The following is a 16,677-nucleotide window of genomic DNA, read 5'->3' as shown; positions in this document are numbered from 1 at the left end:
CCTCCTCAGTGCCGCGGACCCGGTACGACCACGCCCGACTCGTAGGCGTAGACCACCGCCTGGGCACGGTCCCGCAGGTCCAGCTTGGTCAGGATGTTGCTGACATGCGTCTTCACGGTCTGTTCCGCCAGCACCAGCTCGTCGGCGATCTGCCGGTTCGACAGTCCGCGCGCGACCAACCGCAGTACGTCGGTCTCTCGCGGCGTCAGCCGGGCCGGCGCGAGCGGTACGACGGGTTGCGCGCGAGCGAAATCCTCCACCAGACGACGGGTCACGGACGGGGCCAGCAGTGCATCACCGGCGGCCACGACCCGTACGGCGGCAGCCAATTCGTCGGGTGTCGAGTGCTTGAGCAGGAACCCGCTCGCACCGGCACGCAGCGCGGCGTACACGTAGTCGTCGAGGTCGAACGTCGTCAGCATCACGACCCGCGGCGGCTCACCAGGAGTGGAGCCGGCGAGGATGCGCCGAGTCGCCGCGAGACCGTCGAGAACCGGCATCCGAACGTCCATCAGGATCACGTCCGGCTTCAGCGCGGTCGCCAACTCGACCGCCTCGGCACCGTCGCCGGCCTGACCGACCACCTCCAGGTCCGGCTGCGCGTCGAGCAGCGCACCGAACCCGGCCCGCACCATCTCCTGGTCGTCAACCACCATGACCGTGATCGCCACGCACCGCCTCCTTCACGACCGGAATGAACGCCTGCACCAGATAACCGCCTTCGGGGGTCGGTCCGGCGCTCACCGTCCCGTCGACGAGTGCCACCCGCTCGCGCATCCCGACCAGCCCCTGCCCACTCCCAGGCGCCGGTACGACGGCCCGCGGCGGCAGACCGTTCTGCACGGTGACCTCCAACCGTCCCGCGCTGTGCTGCACGCGCACTTCCACGACAGCATGCGAAGCGTGCCGCACCGCGTTGCTGAGCCCTTCCTGCACCACGCGGTACGCCGTCAGCTCCACCGCCTGGTCGAACCCCGTCGGCACGTCACCAACGAGTCGTACGTCCGCACCTGCGCGTCGCGTGCTCTCCACGAGCTCTGTCAGCTGCGCCAACCCAGGCTGCGGTCCGATCGGCGGCTGGTCGACCGGCTCACGCAGCAGGCGCAGTACCCGACGCATCTCCGTCAACGACGCCCGCGCCTCATCAGCGATCCCCGTGAACTCCGCCCGTACGTCATCCGGTACGCCGGACAGCCGGTGCGGCGCACTGTCTGCTCGGACCACCACGACGGACAAGTGGTGCGCCACCACGTCATGCAGCTCGCGAGCGATCCGGGCCCGCTCCTGCAGACGCTCTCGCTCAGCACGCTCCGCCTTGCTGATCGTCTCCTGCTCGGCCAGCCGGCGGTTCGTGTCGCGGCGCGTGTGGATCAGATCGCCAACCACCACAGCGACCGCAGACAGCACCGCCATCGTGATCAGACCGCGCCAACTGCCACGGTCCGGCGCCAGCGCGGTGGCGACCACGCCCAGAGCCTGCGTCGCCACCCACCACGCGACCTGCTCCCGCCTACCGAGCCCGCGAGCGCCCGCGATCGCGACGACGAACGCGTGGCCGAACGCGGCCGTCGTACCCCACGGCCAGGGTTCGCTCGAGCTCACCGGTGTGGTCAGCGCAGCAGTGACGGCGGTGGTGGCCAACGAGACGACCACCGCCGCGCGAGGCCGCAGCCACGCCAGACTCAGGGCCAGCGCTCGAGCGATCGCCAGCGCCAGCACAGCCCCGAGTTGTACGTCGTAGTGCTGCGCGAGATCCATGACGGTCAGCACGAGCAGCGTCGCGACGCCGAGCGCCGCCGCCCAGGCCCACCGCCCGCGGGGCCACCCGTTCGCTTCACCCGTCACGGTTGGACCTTACTCACACCTGGTGAAGCCAGGCCCAGAAGAACACCAGGGCACCGGCCGCCAACACTATGGTTGCCGGGAGCACCCACCAGCGCGAGGTCGCTCCGTAGAGCGGCCGGACGAGCTGCGACTGCAACGCCGCGATGCCTCGCAGCGCGAAGAGGAAGACGACGACGCACGGTACGGCGATCAGGCCGTGCACCGTCCATGCGCCTGCTCGGGTTGGGCCGCCCCAGGTGCCTGGCTGGACCGGACCGTGCTCGACGAAGCCCCAGAACGGCCCGCGCACCACGCACAGCACGACGAGGAACATCACGAACAAACTCGCCAGGCCCATGAGTGCGCTGATCACTCCGTAGCCGAGGACACGGGCACGGCTCGCCGGGCGCTCCTCCATTGCGGCGAGGCTGTCGGTCCCCTGCCGCCGGCCCACCACTCGCCCGTTCGCGACTCGCTGGTTCGCCAGGCGGTGCCAGCGCCGGCCGGCGGTGCGTGGATCGCGGAGGACCGCGTCCCCGATCGTCAGTACGCCGACCGGCGCGAGCAGAGCGTCGTACGCCAGCGACCTGGCCAGCCGGCCGATCCGTGCCTGCGGGCTTCGGTCCGCCCCGGGGCGGGTGAGCGTGTCCGTCATCGTCTCTCCTCAGTCTCAAGTCCTGAGATCGAGAGTAGGAATCAGGCGCGGCCGGGACATCCAGCCGCGGAGCCAACCGCGGACCAGTACTCCAGTAGGGGGTCGGGCGTGATCCAGGTCACAGTGACCACGGAGCGTTTGCTGACGTTACACGGTCAGTGCCGGACAGCCTGCACGGCTCGCTGTTGGCACCCACGGGGAACCCGCGCCCAACAGGAGGTACTCGATCATCATGCGGATGCGAAACCTGGCCGTGACCGCCACGCTGCTCCCGGTTTTGCTGCTCCCCGGCTGTGGCACCAGCGGCACCGACGTCGCCGCCGCGGCGCCCGCCGCCCACAAGGCGACCTCGACCGCCACAACCGACGAAGCGGCCGCGGACACCGGCTCGGACGACCCGGTGCTGAACGCGTACTACGCCTACCGGGTCGCGCTCGACGTGATGATGCGCAGCGGCGGCGGCAAGATCGAGCAGCTCGAGCCGGTGATGACGCCCGCGATGTTCCAGGCGATCAGCACCCAGGCGAAGTACTTCCGGACCCGGAAGCTGCACAACACCGGGGTCACCAAGGTGCTCTGGGCCAAGCGCACCCTCGCGGCGAACGGCGTCATCGTCAGCGCCTGCTACGACACCTCCGCGGCCCGCACGGTGAACGCCCGCGGCCGCGGCGTCCTGCCGAACACCACCCCGACGCGCTGGCTCGACCAGATGCGCGTCCTGCCCCAGCAGTCCCGCTGGATCGTCGACGGCGGCACCACCACCCCCAACGCCTGCTGACAACGCCTGCTGACAAGTTTGTGGCGGTGGGATCACGATTGCGTGCCCACCGGATTCCCGCGCACCACCCCGGGCACACTCTCGACCGAGTGCCGAACAGGTCTGGGGGTCCACCGATGATCGACACGCAGATCCGGCGTTGGCTGCCGGAGTGGCTCGGCGGCCGTCGTACGCCGGAGTCCTTCCGGCCACGCGGTACGAGTTCCCGGGTCAGTCGCCTCGCGGCGCAGTACGACGCCGATGTCGACGCGGCACTGCAACGCCTGTGGCCGAAGGCGCGGATCTACCACGACCGCGAGTTCACCCGGGACCGCGCCGACTACCTGCTCGTCGTGCGCGGCCGCGGCGTGATGATCGAGACCAAGGTGAAGAGCGATCCCGGGCTGTTCCGCGGCTCGACGCTGCCGCCACTCCTCGACCGACTGCAACGGGACGGCCGGCGGCTCGTCGTACTGCTCAACCAGGGCGACCCGGCGCCGGCGCGCGACCTGATCAGCACGAAGCTCGGCGACAAGGGCCGGATCGTCGTCTGGTCCGGACCGCACCACGACACCGAACTGCGCCAGGCGGTCGAGTCCCTGCTGCAGCAGACCACCCGGCACGCCTGAATCCCTGAACGCGTTCGTGGGTGCGACCGGACCCCGGCCGCACCCACGAACGTCAGCTGTTCTTGAGACAGCCCCAGCTGGTTACTGATGAAGCCTCAGGCGTTCTTGATCGCCGAGACCTCGAGCTCCAGCGTGATCTTGTCGCTGACCAGCACGCCGCCGCCCTCGAGCGCCGCGTTCCAGCTGACACCGAAGTCCTTGCGGTTGATCACGACCGAGCCCTCGATGCCGAGCCGCTGGTTGCCGAACGGGTCGGTCGCGGTGCCGGTGTACTCGAACTCGACATCGACCGGCTTGGTGACGCCGCGGATGGTCAGGTCGCCGGACACCACGAACTCGGCGTCGCCGCTCTGCTTGATCGCGGTCGACACGAAGGTGATCTCCGGGTGCTCGTCCATCGCGAGGAAGTCGTTGCTGCGCAGGTGCTCGTCGCGCTGGCCGTTGCGGGTGTTGATGCTCTTGGCCTGGATCGTCACCTTCCCCGACGAGTTCGCCGGGTTCTCGCCGTCGATGTGGAACGAGCCCTCGAACTCGTCGAACGCGCCACGGACCTTGGTCACCATCGCGTGCCGGGCACTGAAGCCGATCCGGGTGTGAGAGGCGTCGAGGGTGTAGTCACCGCTCAGGGCGGCGTACTCGTTGGACATCGCGGATCCTTCCGAAAGACTAGTTGAACTTTGCACAGTAAAGAGTTCACCCTTCTCGCTCAGAAGTCCACCCCCTACTCGGCGTGTCCGGCCCCTGGACCCTGTGTCGACGGACAATGGACCGGGCGTGACCGGTATCCGGTGTCAGGAGAGGTGTGGAGTGCAGCGGAAGGTGTTCTGCAAGTCGGGACCGAGCGACGTCTACCGGGCCGTCAGTACCTGGCACGGCCGCGAGCGGTTCTGGGCCACCGCGGCGCCGGAGACCGATGGTGTGATCTCGTTCCGGCTCGGCGACGGCCGCACCGACCAGAGCTGGATCGAGCGGGCCATCCAGGACGAGCTCTACCAACTGCGGTACTTCGGCCGGACGCTGACCTTCAGACTCACCGCCGGCGCCGCCGGCGGCACCGACCTGACCCTCAGCTCGGACGACCCCGCCGACTGCCCCGAGGTCGTCTCGCTGCTGCTCCGCCTCAAGGCCTCGGTCGACTTCGGCGTCGACCTGCGCCACCACGACGAGCACCGGACGACCGGGTACGCCGACAGCTGACCGTTGGCCCTTGGCCGTCTGCTAGCCGTTGCCCGCAGCAACGGAGTTAACGGGTTGCGCCGCGGCGCCGCAGCCGGTCTGATGGGTGGTCGAAGATCGGAGGGACCGTCGTGGAACCGCTCAGCGCCGAGGACATCAGGCGCTCGTTCGTCAACTCGTCCAAGAGCCAGGTCAAGGCGCTGGCGCTGCCGGGCCGCTTCCCCGAACTGCCCTGGGAGTCGCTCGACTTCCTCGGCTGGCGCGACGCCAAGGCTCCGAACCGCGGCTACCTGGTGGTACGCCGCGACACCGGCGTGACCGGGATCGCGGTCAGCACCCAGACCTCGGGCGCCGCCCGCCGGTTCGCGGGGCTGTGCGACCTGTGCAACACCGCCCACCACATCAGCGACGTCGCCCTGTTCGCCGCCCGCCGGGCGGGTTCGGCCGGCCGCAACGGGAACACGGTCGGGATGTACATCTGCGCCGATCTGGCGTGCTCGCTGTACATCCGCGGGCTGAAGGAACTCGACGTACCGCAGGGCGAGACCGCCACCCCGGAGGTCCGCGCGGAACGCCTCGCGACCCGCCTGGAAAGTTTCGTGCAGCGAGTCCTGGCGTGACCTCCCGGGACGCGCCCTAGGCTATCTCCCCTGAGCCGGAACCTCGGCTCCGCACAACCGGCCCGCGGGGGACAAGGAGAGCGAGTCGCGATGACCGAGTTCCGCATCACGCACGAGATCCACCAGGCCCACCCGGACATCCGCGAACGACTCACCGCCACCACCATCGAGGCGATCAACGAGTCCAGCGCCCGGTCCGCCGAGGACGCCGCCCGCGTCCTGCGCCACAAACTCGCCGAGATCGGCGTCCAGATGAGCGACCCCGCCTGCCTCGCCGCCATCGAACGCATCCGCTCCGGCAAACAACTCCGCTTCGAAATAGAACCCCTCCCCGAAGGCGACTGACCCTCCCCCGGGTTGCCCCCGGAGTTGGTGGGTTGCCCCCTCAGGATTCTCAGGGGGCAACCCTCCAACTCGCGGGGCATGCACTCGCGAGGGCGGGGAGATAGGGTTCCGGGCGTGGATCTTGCAGACTTGGGGCGGCGTGTGTACGCGACCGCGCATCTGACCGGTGAGTTCGTCCTGCGATCGGGCCAGACGACGACGGAGTACTTCGACAAGTACCGCTTCGAGGCCGACCCGGCGCTCCTCGACGAACTGACCGCGGCCATGGTCCCGCTCATCCCGGACGGCACCGAGGTCCTGGCCGGTCTGGAGATGGGCGGCATCCCGGTCGTGACCGCACTGGGCCGCCACACCGGCCTCCCGTGCGCGTTCGTCCGCAAAGAGGCGAAGACCTACGGCACTTGCCGCCTCGCGGAGGGCGCCGAAATCACCGGCCGCCGCGTCACGATCGTCGAGGACGTCGTCACCACCGGCGGCCAGATCGTCCTCTCGACCAACGAACTCCGCGCCCTGGGCGCCACCATCACCGACGCCCTCTGCGTCATCAACCGCAGCCCCGAAACCCCCGCTCCCCTCACCGAAGCCGGCCTAACCCTCCACGCCCTCCTCACCCCGGCCGACCTAACCCCCTAACCTGCACCCTGGGTTAACCGGCTTTGCGTTCGCTGGTGGGAGCAGGCGACGGAAGTCGTCGGTGGAGATGATCGGTACGTCGAACTCGCGCGCCGCCCGTGCCTTGACCGACAGGCTGTCGACGTCCGCGGCGACCACGAAGGTCGTGTCGGGGCGCACCGCCTCCTGCGGCATGAAACCCGCGGCGACCGCCCGGTCCCACCAAGTCTCCCGCGGCTCGACCATGTCACCGGTGAACACCAGCGTGCTCCCCGGCGGAAACCCCCGCGCACCAGGACGATCGGGTACGACGTACCGTCCGCCGCTCGCCCGCGTCAGCGCATCATCGACGTCCGCGGCGCGATGCCCGAGCATGACCGCGACTCGGTCCAGATCGCTGCGCTGGTCCGGCGTGATCGCTCCATCGCTCCACGACGCGGTGGCCAGGGCGGAAACGTAGTACCGATGAAGATGGTCGACCTGCGGGCGGGTCAGGCCGAGGCCGGTTGCCACCTGCACCAGTTGGTCGGCGTCGGCGGCAGTGATCTCGCGGTTGGCGAGGATCGTGTCGAGCAGAACGAGATACGAGTCGGCTTGCGGGGGCTCCGGGACGCGGGGCAACTGGTCGACGAGCCGACTCATCCAGCCATGGCGTCCGCCGGCGTGCACCGGTCGCACGGTCGGCGCGACATCCGTCCCCGGCAGGTCAGGCCACGGCATCCGCCGCACCTCTTCGTAGGCCCACTGCCACGGCGGCGGCGCCGCGAAAGCGCCCAAATACAAGGAAAACAGCTCGGCGGTCGCTCGGGTGTCGGCCAGCGCGGAGTGCCAGCCTTCGATCGAGATCCCGGCGGCCGCGCAACACGCGCCCAGCGTTCGTTTCGCACCCGGGAACAGGTAGCCGGCCAGCGCCATCGTGCACATCGACCGCTCGGTGATCAGCGGGACCGTCACGCCGAGCCGCGCGAACTCCGCCCGCAGGAACCCGAGGTCGAATTCGACGTTGTGCCCGACAACCATCCGGCCGGCGAGCAACTCCCCCAACTGCCGCGCGATGTCACCGAACTCCGGCGCCGCGAGCACGTCGGCGGTGAGGATGCCGTGAATGTGTTGCGGACCCAGATCGCGCTGGGGATTCAGCAACGTCACCCACTCGCGCTCGACCTGCCCGCGCGCGTCCAGCAGCACCACCGCGATCTCGATGACCCGATGCCGATGGCTCGGCAACAGGCCGGTCGTCTCGGTGTCGATGACCGCATACATCACGGGCCTCCTCCGGCTCGATGACCGACTGGAACAACCCAATCACACGCCGCCGACAGTTTTCGTCGCCTCAACAATCATCGCCCGAGCGGCATCGCCAATCGGTCAGGAATCCGGCAGGTCGACAGCGATCTCGGCGCCGAGTTTCGCACCGTGCGCGAGCTGCAGTTCGTCGCCGCTCCAGAACCGTCCCGGGTCGTACCAGTTCGGCCGGCGCCCCCGCAGCAGCCCCATCGCCTCGTACGTCACGGCCACCACTTCAGCGCAGTACGCCGACTCGAGTTCGAGCTCCCGGGAACCCTTCCGGAACGCCGGCACCCGGCCGCGCACCCAGCGCGACGCGAGTCGGGCCGTCGACGGGAACGGCGTACCGTCCAGCCGTGCCACGGTCTGCAGCACGGCGTCTTCCATCGCGCGCGTGACCGGGTGGTCGAGCTGCCGCAGCCACGCCTGCTGCCCGTACTTGCGGCCCCACACCAGCACCGCGTCCCGCAGGTCATGCAATTGCACGCCGCGATGGTGCTTCCCGGTCCAGACGTCGGGCAGCGAACGGCCGAGTTCGGCGTGCCACATCAGCGGTGGCAGGTCCTCGATGACGATCGCCATCCCGACGTGGTTGACCGGGCTGTTCGTGGTCAGCTGGATCGCGCGATCCGCCGCACTCGCACCGCGAAACAGCCAAATGTCACCTGTTCGTGTCAGTTCCGTAGCGTCATCCAGTGAAATCCGGCTGGTCACATCGCTAGGTTAGACCGCATGAAGGTATGGAAGGTGGTAGGGCTTGCGGGTCTCGTCGGCGTTGCTGCGACGGGTGTCGTGGTCGCGCGCGGTGAGCGGAAGCGCCGTGCGTACACGCCGGAAGAGGTCCGCGATCGCCTCAAGGACCGGGTCAAGGAAGCAGCCAACGCCTGACCCGGCGACGATCGGCCGGGCAGCGGGGTACGCCGTAACTCGGTGGTACGGCGTTGATACCGCCTGCCCGGACCGACTCGTGACCCTAAAGGTTGTGTAGGGCAACTTCTTCGAGACGGCCCGCGGTGATCGTGGCGGTCTGGTACGTGCAGTACGGCTGCCGTCTGCGGTCCGTCGGCGAGCCCGGGTTCAGTAGCCGCAACCCACCCGGACTCGTGGTGTCCCACGGGATGTGACTGTGCCCGAACACGAGCAGATCCACCCCCGGGTACGCCGCCTCGCACCGCTGTTCACGTCCCTTCGCCGACCCGGTCTCGTGGACGACGGCGACCGACAACCCGTCCAGCGTCACCCGCGCGACCTCCGGCAACCGCGATCGCAACTCGGGGCCGTCATTGTTGCCCCAGCACCCGATCAGTCGCGCCGCGCGGCTCTCCAGCTCGTCCAGCAGTCCGACGCTCACCCAATCGCCCGCATGGATGACCACGTCGGCACGCTCGACCGCATCCCAGACCGGCGCGGGCAGCTTCTTCGCCCGCACCGGCAGATGAGTGTCCGAGATCAGCAGCAGCCGCATGGGCCAACTCTCTACGCCTGCAGCGCCTCGATCAACTCCTTCTCCTTCGCCGCGCTCAGGCCGGCGCGACGTTCGCGCTCCACACCGAGTTCCCGCTCCCACGCCAGCGCGTCCACCACGAACTCGCGCCGCGACCGCTGCGTCAACCCGGCCGCGGCCGCCGCCGCACCGCTGCGGGACGACCAGCCCTCGTACCCCGGCTCGGTGATCCACATCGCCAGCGACTCCGGCCCCATGTACTGCTCGACCTTGCTGTCCTCCAGCCACTTCTGCGGCGCGAGCACCACCGGCCCGGTATGACCGCCGACGTCGCGCACCAACTCGATCCACTCCCCGAACGGCACCACCGGACCGAAGGTGTCGAACGTCCCCGTCCGGCCCTGCGTCGCGTTGTCCAGCAGCCAGCTCGCGAGATCCCGCACGTCGATAACCGCGGTCGCCAACTCGGGCGTGTCGGGCACCAGCATCGGCTCCTCGGGGGCACGCGCCGCCCGCGCGACCCAGGCACCCGCCCGATCGCTGCGGTCCCCCGGCCCACCGATCAGGCCGGCGCGGGCGATCACCAGGCGGTCCCCCACCACCTCTCGCGAGGCGAGCTCGCAGGCCACCTTGGCTTCGCCGTACAACTCCTGCTCGACGACATCCAGCTCGGTCGGCTCCCGCAACTCCGCGGACTCGTCGGCGCCGGGCGTGTCGTACTTCGCGTACGCGTTGCAGGACGACACGTACGTCCAGTGCTTCGCGCGGGCGCCGAACGTTGCGAGCGCACCCTTCACGAAGCCCGGCTGCCACGAGACCTCGAACACCGCGTCCCAGTCGCGCTCCGGCACCGCGTCGTACGCATCCGGGCGGCTGCGATCGGTCGCGACCAGCGTGGCACCGTCCGCGATCGCGCCGCTCTCGCCGCGGGCCACACAGGTCACCGAATGCCCGCGCGCGACCGCCTGCGCCGCGATCTCACGACCCAGCCATGCCGTCCCACCGAGGATCAGAATCTCCATGTGGGCAAGCCAATCAGGCCGGACCGACAAAACCCAGAGACCTTTGCCGAGGGCAGAATCGACGGCCAGTGATCCGCTGCCCCCGTCAGGTCACCGTAACCGTCCGACCCTTGCCAGGCAGGCGATCCGGGAGCAGTGTCGAACCAGTAGGACACCCAGGGGTGAGTGTCTGTGAACCACAGGGGGAAGTGATGGCTGGTTTCGTTCAGATCATCGAGTACCGGACGTCGAAACCGGACGAGATCGCGGCACTGATGGAAGACTTCGCCGCGAAACGCGCCGCCGACGCCGACGGCGCCTCGCCGGCGCGGGGCATCACCTGCGCCGACCGGGACGTGCCGGGACGCTACTTCGCGATCATCGAGTTCGACTCCTACGAGGAGGCGATGGCGAACTCGCAGCGCACCGACACGTCCGAGTTCTCGGCCAAGATGATGGAACTGTGCGACGGGCCCGGCACGTTCTACAACCTCGACCAGGTGGCCCTGATGGACTACCGCTGAGGGCCCCGGTACGGCGTACACCGGCTCGCCCGGGCGTACGCCGTACCGAGGGTTGCCGGTGCTTGGAGGGGTAGCCGGCACCGGCGGATCAGGTGGTTCTCAGCAGCTCAACGGAAGACGCGGTACGACGACCAGGTCGACGGCGGCGCAGCGCCCTGCGGCCCGAGGTCGCGATCGGAGTGCAGTGGATCGGGGTCCTGAGGCTCGGGCGCGGAATGCAGATCCGGCCAGGGCCTGGCGGTGAGGGTCTCGCGGGGCGGCAGCCTGAGATCGGGATCGGGACCCGCTTCCGGATCCAGCCACTCGATCACGGTCGCTCCGCCGTGGCCGTGGATGGCGACGACTGACTCGACGCTGTCCCAGACGGTCGTGGTCGGATAGTCGCCGTACCAGCGGAGCGCGACCGCCCCGTCGGCGAACTGGACCCCCTCGGCGACGGGTCCGGTGCCGCTCACACCGGAGACGTCCTGATGACGGATCAACCGGAAGCGCCGGGAGCTCATTTCGGGGCTACCTCCCACAGCCGCTCCCCCGGCAGCCTCCGCTGTGGTCCTGGATCGTGGTCCGGGATCGGGTCACTCGTCACCCGCAGCCCGGCGAATCTGCGCGACATGGCCTCGGCGTACCGGTCGGCCACCTCCGCCTCGGCCCGGTAGTCGGCGACCACGTGGTCCCCGAACCAGACCCGCACCCGACGACGCTCCACCCGGACCGCGGCCGGGCCCGGATCACCATCGTCGCCCATCTCAAAGCACCCGACGCCCAGTCGAGCCGGTTCCCATCAGCGACCTCGCAAGACAACCCTTCACGGCAATCACTTCCACTTCCCTGTGGGGATGGGTTCACAGGGGTGACGAACGCCGCACCACTTCATGACGCAACTTCCCCAGATTTTTCTCACAGACCGTGATCTGACGGCAGGTCGACAGGTAGAGCACCCTGAGACGCTGTACACAAAACCCACATCACGCTCAGGTGCACTACCCCCACTCCCGACACCTCCTGTCGACCTGCCGATCGCGGTCAGTCGGTACGTCGGTCCTTGGGCAGGTCGGCCTGCGGGCCTGGGACCTCCATCGGGTCCGGTTCGGGAGTGTCCTCGGGTGGGGTGTGGTTGAGGTCGGGGAGTTCGACGGTGACGACACGCGGCACGGGGAGGGCGTCGGGGTAGTCGAAGGTGGCTTCCAGGTGGTCCGCGGTGATGGTGAGTGTCGCGTGGTCCCACTGCTGGTCGTCGGACTCGGCCATGGAATCGCGCCATGCCTTGACCGCCTCGGCCAGATCTACCCCGATCTCGAAGTCCCGCTGCAACCGCTCCGCGCGCTCCTCCTCCGCCTTCTCGTCCCGCTCCTCGGCCTCGGACTCCTCCGAGTCCTCCCGCTCCACCCCGATCTCGAAGTCACGCGACAACCGCTCCGCCCGCTTCTCGTCTTCCTTCTCGTCGGGTTCCTCGAGCTCGAATTCCTCGGAATCCTTGCGGTCTACCTCGAGCTCGAAGTCGCGGGACAGGCGTTCGTTGCGCTTCTGGTCTTCCTTCTCGTCGCGCTCCTCGAACTCGAGGTCGCCGGTTTCTGCGACGGTGATCTCGAGTTCCAACAGGCGCTTGTCGTCGCGGTCCTCGTCCTCGGCGTCCTTCTCGTGGTCCTTGCGGAACTTCTCGAAGGCCTCGCGGGCGACCGTGACGACGGGCGGCTCGTTGTCCTCGGCAACTTCCACGTCGTCGTAGTCGAAGCTGAGGCGTTTGGTCCGCCCCTTGTGGTCGATGTCGACGGATCCGCCCGTCGCCTTGTTGCGCTTCGCCGAGTCCGACGAGGGACGGTTCGTCGACGGACCCGACGTACCGAGGAGTCCCTCGGCCCATCCGCGGGCCTTCGGTGGCGTCATCGACAAGAAATGAGCGGCCGTCTCGCAGGCCCGCGCGGCCGCGTCGAGCTGTTGTGCCGCGACGGTCGCCTGGCCGCGGGACGCGATCAGCGCGACCTGTGCGTTCTCCCGGCAGCGCGCGGCGGTGCGCTGGAGCTGCTCGACGACCCGCGGGATCTCGTCGAAGCAGTCGACCAGACCGCGCGCGACCCGCTGCAGCTCGGAAGGCAAGGGTCAGATCTGGTCGGCGTAGCTCTTGCAGCCGGCGGAGGCGATCTCCAGCGCCTCGGCGGCCTGTTCGACCGCCTTCCCGGCAGCTTCCAGGATCTCCGTGATGTCGCGGTCGATCCCGGTCGCGGTGCCCGCGATCAGGCTCTCCACGAGCTGACTGTGCTGGGTGAACCGGAGCTTGAAACCGGCCAGCCCGCCGGCCGCCTGCTTGGCCTCCATCGAGACCTGGTGCAGTTGTTCCTTGAGCCGCAGTACGTCGGACACCTCAACCACTCCCAAACTAGTTGCGCTTCTTGGGCAGCGCGATCGCCGTACCCGTCACCACGACCGGCACCAGGATCCCGAGCCACCACGGCAGTCCGGCCGCCATCAGGACGAACACCAGCACCGCACCGCCCCAGCCCCACCAGCGCGCTCCGGGCAGCCGGGGCAACCCGAGCAGCCGTGATGCGGCGAGCATCGTGACAGCGGCGATCGCCGCGGCCTCGACCCCGGCCAGGAACGACCCGGTGAAGACCCACACCAGCACGAACCCGACCAGTGCCAGGACCGCGCTGATGGTACGCCGCCTGCGCTGCTCCTGGAGCGCCCGGGCCGTCGTGCGGAGCTCCTCCAACTGGTCGACGCTCTCGGCGAGCTGCTTGGTGATGCGTGCGGCAACGGTCTCGATGTCGTTCAGCGCGCGGATCTCGGGCAGCGTATGGTTCGCCCGCGTCCCCTCGGCTGGCAGCCCGGCCCGCTCCAGACTGGCGGCCGCCTTCTCAGCGAGCGTGTTCAGCCGCGTCTGCAGCTTCCGTCCGCGCTCGGCCATCGCATCGGCCTCGGCCGCCGCGGTCGCCTCGGCCTTCGACTTGTTCGCGGTCAACCGGTCCTGCGCCTGCTGCGCGTCCGCACGCGCCATCGCGACCGTCCGTACGGCGCGCACGTACTCGGACCACTCTTGCTCAGGAGTCTTCATCGCCGCATCAGCTCCACAGCACGATCCACCTCGTCGGACCGCAAGGCGGCGTACGGTACGACGACCTGCGCCTCGGGATGCAGCCCGTCCCACAGCAACGCCCGATGCGGCTCGGAGGCCCACCGCACCAGCGGCCCGGCCACCGCGCGTACGCCGTCCTGTGGGTGGCGCAGGAACAGATGCGTCGCGACGTTCGCGCGACCGAACCCGAGCTGCTCCGTGCACACGTGCAGCCGGTTCCACCACCCGAACGTGATGAGTCCGTGCGCAGGCCCGTCGCGCACGATGTCCTGCAGCACGCTCGCCGGACTCTCGAAGAGCCCCTCGGCATGCAACTGCATCCGCGGCACACCATGGAACCCGAACCCGAGCAGATAGGTGCCCGTGGTCTGACCGTTCCGCATCGCGTCCCGCAGCGCGAACAACCGCGGTGCGATCTCGTCGTGCTTGTCGACCGTCTCGACCTCGCACCCGAGCTGCCGCAGTACCTGGACCAGCGCGTCCTTGCCCTCAGCAACAGCCGGCGCCGAGTTCGTACCGTCGACGAAGAGGAAGCGTGGCGGTTCCAGCGCAGAGGCCGCGGTCGACACCGCTAGCCCGGTCAGTACGCCGAGTGCGTCCGCCGGACCGTCGCCGAGCACGAGTACGCCGGCCCCGGGCTCGGGCCGTACCTCGACCTGCACCGGCTCCTCGGTGACCGCGATCGGCAAACCGGTCCACGGCCGCCCCACCTCGGGCTTCACCGCGGCGGCGGTCTCCGTCAGTCGCGCGGGCTCGGCCAGATGGAACACCCGCGGCGGCCGTACCTCGTCCCCCGCGCGCGACCACAGGTCGCTCCGCAGCGAGTCCAGCACGACCTTGTCCGCGAAGCTCACCAGCACATGCTGGTTGTCGTCGGGCGACCCGAAGTTCGCATTCAGCACCGCCTCACCGCGGAACTGCAGCTCGGCGGCGGCCGTGTTCCCGCTCCGCAGAATCGCCTGCGAGTCGGCCGGCGTGGTCTTCAGCGCGATCCGGTACGGCACCTGACCGAAGATCGAGTCCCGCCGCGTCGACAGCCGCTTCACGCCCTCGATCGTCTGCGTCGCGAGCACTACATGGACGCCGTACGCACGACCCAGCCGAACGAGTCGCTCCAGCAGTTTCGCCGCCTCGTCCGCGAGCTCGTCGTCGTCCTCGAGGAGCACCTGGAACTCGTCCAGTACGACGAGGATTCGCGGCGGCCGATCCGGTCCGGGGGTGAGCTCGGCGATGTCGGCGACGTTCCCGTGCGACTTGAAGATCTCACTGCGTCGCGCGAGCTCGTCGGACAGGTGCCGCAGTACGGCGAGACCGAACGCGCGATCGCTGTGCACGCCGAGAACGCGGATCTGTGGGAGCCAATGTGGCCGGTCCGGGCCGGGCCCGAGGGCCGAGAACTCGACGCCGTGCTTGAAGTCGAGCAGGTACATCTCCAGGTCCGCCGGGGAGTACCGCGCGGCGAGGCCGTGGATCAGCACGAGCAGCAGGTTCGACTTGCCCTGGCCGACCGCGCCGCCGACGAGAACGTGCGGAAGGGCGGGGTTGCCGCTGCGCAGCCGGATCAGCGCCGGCGTGCGGTCGTCGTACCCGATCACCGTGCCGATCTCGTCCTTGACCGGCTGCCACCAGGTCGAGCGGTCCGGCAGCGTGCGCTCGAAGTCGATGGTCGGGAGGACCGCGATGTCGGCCTGTTCGGCGATCACGTCACAGATGCCCGCGGCAACGGTCGCGTCGAACGGCGGGTCGAGTTTCGCCGGTACGCCGGTGAGTTGCGCGACCTCCACCTTGTCGCCCGTGATCACGACGGGATCGAGAAGATCGAGCAACTGCTTCGAGTCGACGTCGAGTTCGGCGGCCGTGGACTGGTCGTAGTGCACCAGGAAGCAGATGCCGCGTTTGCCCGCCGTCGCGGCCAGCCGGAGCAGGTCGCGCTGGGCGAGCGTGTCGATCCCGAACGGGTAGTCGAACAGGATGACCAGCCGGTACGGATCGGTGACCTGACCCGTCTCCTTGAGCAGGTCCTCGAACCGCTCGTGACCGAGTTGCGCCTGGCGGCTCGCGCGCAGCGAGGACACGTCGACGAGCCCGGACAGCACGGTGTGCAACTGCTCCGCCGTATGCGTTGCCCTGGGCACCAATTGTGGGTACTTCGTGGTCAGGTGACCGAGCAGACCCATCATCCCGGTCAGCTTCGGATCGAACGCGTCGATGCGCAGGCGGAACGGTTCCGCGGCGGCGACGAGGCGCAGCGCGACACTCTGCAGCAGCCGCCGCGCGGCCTCGCCACGGTCCGCGGTGACCTTCCAGCCGTTGGTCCGCAGCAGCGGCGCGACCACCGGCGTACCGGCGTCGAGTTCACCGACCCGCACGTACGCCGGGACTCCGGCGCCGACCAGTTGACGCGAACGCCAGCGGGCGTCGTTCGGCGGAATCGATCCGAGACCGGGCGCCAGGCGATCGGCGAGCAGGCGGGCCTTCGGCTCGGCGTCGGAGAGCGCCTCCGAGGTCTTCGCGTCGACCAGCGACCGGGACTCGCGGCGTGCCGTCGCGGTCTGCTCCTGCAGTTGACGATGCAGCCGTACGGCCCGCTGATGCTCGCCGTACGTCAGTCTCCGCGCGTTGTCCAGCAGCTGCCCCAGCGCGTGCTGCAGACCGCGGATCCGCGCTTCCAGGAGCTCCGGTGAGGCCGGTCCGGGCACAGTTCCCCCGTCAGGCTTCTCCGTCACGAGC

Annotated in this window: 22 protein-coding genes; 8 read left to right on the top strand and 14 right to left on the bottom strand. The window is 69.1% G+C overall.

The features are described from left to right. Positions 1-5: 5 nt before the first annotated feature. From AC0662_RS00645 to AC0662_RS00635, 3 genes are read right to left on the bottom strand one after another with little or no spacing between them, the layout of a single operon-like run. On the bottom strand, positions 6-656 hold the full coding sequence (locus tag AC0662_RS00645; protein ID WP_452196099.1) for a response regulator: 651 nt from the start codon (positions 654-656) through the stop codon (positions 6-8). Next, positions 646-1,845, bottom strand: coding sequence for a sensor histidine kinase (locus AC0662_RS00640; protein ID WP_478297567.1), 1,200 nt, complete (start codon positions 1,843-1,845; stop codon positions 646-648). Before AC0662_RS00640 ends, AC0662_RS00645 begins: the two co-directional genes overlap by 11 nt. 13 nt (positions 1,846-1,858) lie before the next feature. Next, positions 1,859-2,479, bottom strand: coding sequence for a hypothetical protein (locus AC0662_RS00635; RefSeq protein ID WP_478297565.1), 621 nt, complete (start codon positions 2,477-2,479; stop codon positions 1,859-1,861). 238 nt (positions 2,480-2,717) lie between these two features. Between AC0662_RS00635 and AC0662_RS00630 the strand changes: the two genes are divergently transcribed. After that, positions 2,718-3,257: a hypothetical protein gene (locus AC0662_RS00630; RefSeq protein ID WP_478297563.1), complete on the top strand. Its 540-nt coding sequence runs from the start codon at positions 2,718-2,720 to the stop codon at positions 3,255-3,257. A gap of 116 nt (positions 3,258-3,373) precedes the next feature. Next, positions 3,374-3,865 carry a hypothetical protein gene (locus AC0662_RS00625; RefSeq protein ID WP_478297561.1) on the top strand — a complete coding sequence of 164 codons (492 nt, stop codon included), beginning with the start codon at positions 3,374-3,376 and terminating at the stop codon, positions 3,863-3,865. A 95-nt stretch (positions 3,866-3,960) separates the two neighbouring features. Here the strand turns inward: AC0662_RS00625 and AC0662_RS00620 are convergent, their stop codons facing one another. Next, positions 3,961-4,512, bottom strand: coding sequence for a YceI family protein (locus tag AC0662_RS00620; protein WP_452195669.1), 552 nt, complete (start codon positions 4,510-4,512; stop codon positions 3,961-3,963). Positions 4,513-4,672: 160 nt separating this feature from the next. On the opposite strand from AC0662_RS00620, the gene AC0662_RS00615 reads away from it, so the two are divergent. From AC0662_RS00615 to AC0662_RS00600, 4 genes are all read left to right on the top strand, one after another. Then, the gene (locus AC0662_RS00615) at positions 4,673-5,062 is read left to right on the top strand and encodes a hypothetical protein (protein ID WP_478297559.1); all 390 of its coding nucleotides are present in this window, start codon (positions 4,673-4,675) and stop codon (positions 5,060-5,062) included. A gap of 110 nt (positions 5,063-5,172) precedes the next feature. Next, on the top strand, positions 5,173-5,661 hold the full coding sequence (locus tag AC0662_RS00610) for an FBP domain-containing protein (RefSeq protein WP_478297557.1): 489 nt from the start codon (positions 5,173-5,175) through the stop codon (positions 5,659-5,661). A gap of 90 nt (positions 5,662-5,751) precedes the next feature. Beyond that, complete coding sequence (locus AC0662_RS00605) at positions 5,752-6,006, top strand: hypothetical protein (RefSeq protein ID WP_478297555.1); 255 nt, start codon at positions 5,752-5,754, stop codon at positions 6,004-6,006. Between the two features lie 114 nt (positions 6,007-6,120). Continuing rightward, positions 6,121-6,639: an orotate phosphoribosyltransferase gene (locus AC0662_RS00600; protein WP_478297553.1), complete on the top strand. Its 519-nt coding sequence runs from the start codon at positions 6,121-6,123 to the stop codon at positions 6,637-6,639. Here AC0662_RS00600 and AC0662_RS00595 read toward each other — a convergent pair. Both AC0662_RS00595 and AC0662_RS00590 read right to left on the bottom strand, forming a co-directional pair. Beyond that, positions 6,628-7,881: an exonuclease domain-containing protein gene (locus tag AC0662_RS00595; protein WP_452195661.1), complete on the bottom strand. Its 1,254-nt coding sequence runs from the start codon at positions 7,879-7,881 to the stop codon at positions 6,628-6,630. The genes AC0662_RS00600 and AC0662_RS00595 overlap by 12 nt on opposite strands. Before the next feature lie 105 nt (positions 7,882-7,986). Further along, entirely contained in the window at positions 7,987-8,619 is a 633-nt protein-coding gene (locus AC0662_RS00590; protein ID WP_452195659.1) for a hypothetical protein, read from the bottom strand. A gap of 18 nt (positions 8,620-8,637) precedes the next feature. On the opposite strand from AC0662_RS00590, the gene AC0662_RS00585 reads away from it, so the two are divergent. Then, on the top strand, positions 8,638-8,793 hold the full coding sequence (locus AC0662_RS00585) for a hypothetical protein (RefSeq protein WP_452195657.1): 156 nt from the start codon (positions 8,638-8,640) through the stop codon (positions 8,791-8,793). An 85-nt stretch (positions 8,794-8,878) separates the two neighbouring features. On the opposite strand, the gene AC0662_RS00580 is transcribed toward AC0662_RS00585, so the two are convergent. Both AC0662_RS00580 and AC0662_RS00575 read right to left on the bottom strand, forming a co-directional pair. After that, positions 8,879-9,370, bottom strand: a complete 492-nt coding sequence (locus AC0662_RS00580; protein WP_478297551.1) for a metallophosphoesterase family protein — start codon at positions 9,368-9,370, stop codon at positions 8,879-8,881. 11 nt (positions 9,371-9,381) lie between these two features. Continuing rightward, positions 9,382-10,371 (bottom strand): NAD-dependent epimerase/dehydratase family protein, encoded by a 990-nt coding sequence (locus AC0662_RS00575; protein WP_478297549.1) that lies wholly within the window; start codon positions 10,369-10,371, stop codon positions 9,382-9,384. A gap of 191 nt (positions 10,372-10,562) precedes the next feature. On the opposite strand from AC0662_RS00575, the gene AC0662_RS00570 reads away from it, so the two are divergent. After that, positions 10,563-10,874 carry a hypothetical protein gene (locus AC0662_RS00570; protein ID WP_452195651.1) on the top strand — a complete coding sequence of 104 codons (312 nt, stop codon included), beginning with the start codon at positions 10,563-10,565 and terminating at the stop codon, positions 10,872-10,874. Positions 10,875-10,981: 107 nt separating this feature from the next. Here AC0662_RS00570 and AC0662_RS00565 read toward each other — a convergent pair whose 3' ends face one another. From AC0662_RS00565 to AC0662_RS00540, 6 genes are all read right to left on the bottom strand, one after another. Then, on the bottom strand, positions 10,982-11,377 hold the full coding sequence (locus AC0662_RS00565; RefSeq protein ID WP_452195649.1) for a hypothetical protein: 396 nt from the start codon (positions 11,375-11,377) through the stop codon (positions 10,982-10,984). Next, positions 11,374-11,619, bottom strand: a complete 246-nt coding sequence (locus AC0662_RS00560; protein WP_452195648.1) for a hypothetical protein — start codon at positions 11,617-11,619, stop codon at positions 11,374-11,376. The genes AC0662_RS00565 and AC0662_RS00560 overlap by 4 nt, the downstream gene beginning before the upstream one ends. A gap of 278 nt (positions 11,620-11,897) precedes the next feature. Further along, positions 11,898-12,968 carry a hypothetical protein gene (locus AC0662_RS00555; protein WP_478297547.1) on the bottom strand — a complete coding sequence of 357 codons (1,071 nt, stop codon included), beginning with the start codon at positions 12,966-12,968 and terminating at the stop codon, positions 11,898-11,900. Positions 12,969-12,971: 3 nt separating this feature from the next. Further along, entirely contained in the window at positions 12,972-13,232 is a 261-nt protein-coding gene (locus AC0662_RS00550; RefSeq protein WP_387776346.1) for a hypothetical protein, read from the bottom strand. A 16-nt stretch (positions 13,233-13,248) separates the two neighbouring features. After that, positions 13,249-13,926, bottom strand: a complete 678-nt coding sequence (locus tag AC0662_RS00545; RefSeq protein WP_478297545.1) for a hypothetical protein — start codon at positions 13,924-13,926, stop codon at positions 13,249-13,251. Then, the gene (locus tag AC0662_RS00540) at positions 13,923-16,673 is read right to left on the bottom strand and encodes an FtsK/SpoIIIE domain-containing protein (protein WP_478297543.1); all 2,751 of its coding nucleotides are present in this window, start codon (positions 16,671-16,673) and stop codon (positions 13,923-13,925) included. Before AC0662_RS00540 ends, AC0662_RS00545 begins: the two co-directional genes overlap by 4 nt. Positions 16,674-16,677 lie beyond the last annotated feature (4 nt).

It is taken from the genome of Kribbella sp. NPDC043289 (genome assembly GCF_056436705.1).
The sequence above is the reverse complement of the archived record's forward strand: the minus strand, read 5'-3'. Positions and strand labels throughout refer to the sequence as shown.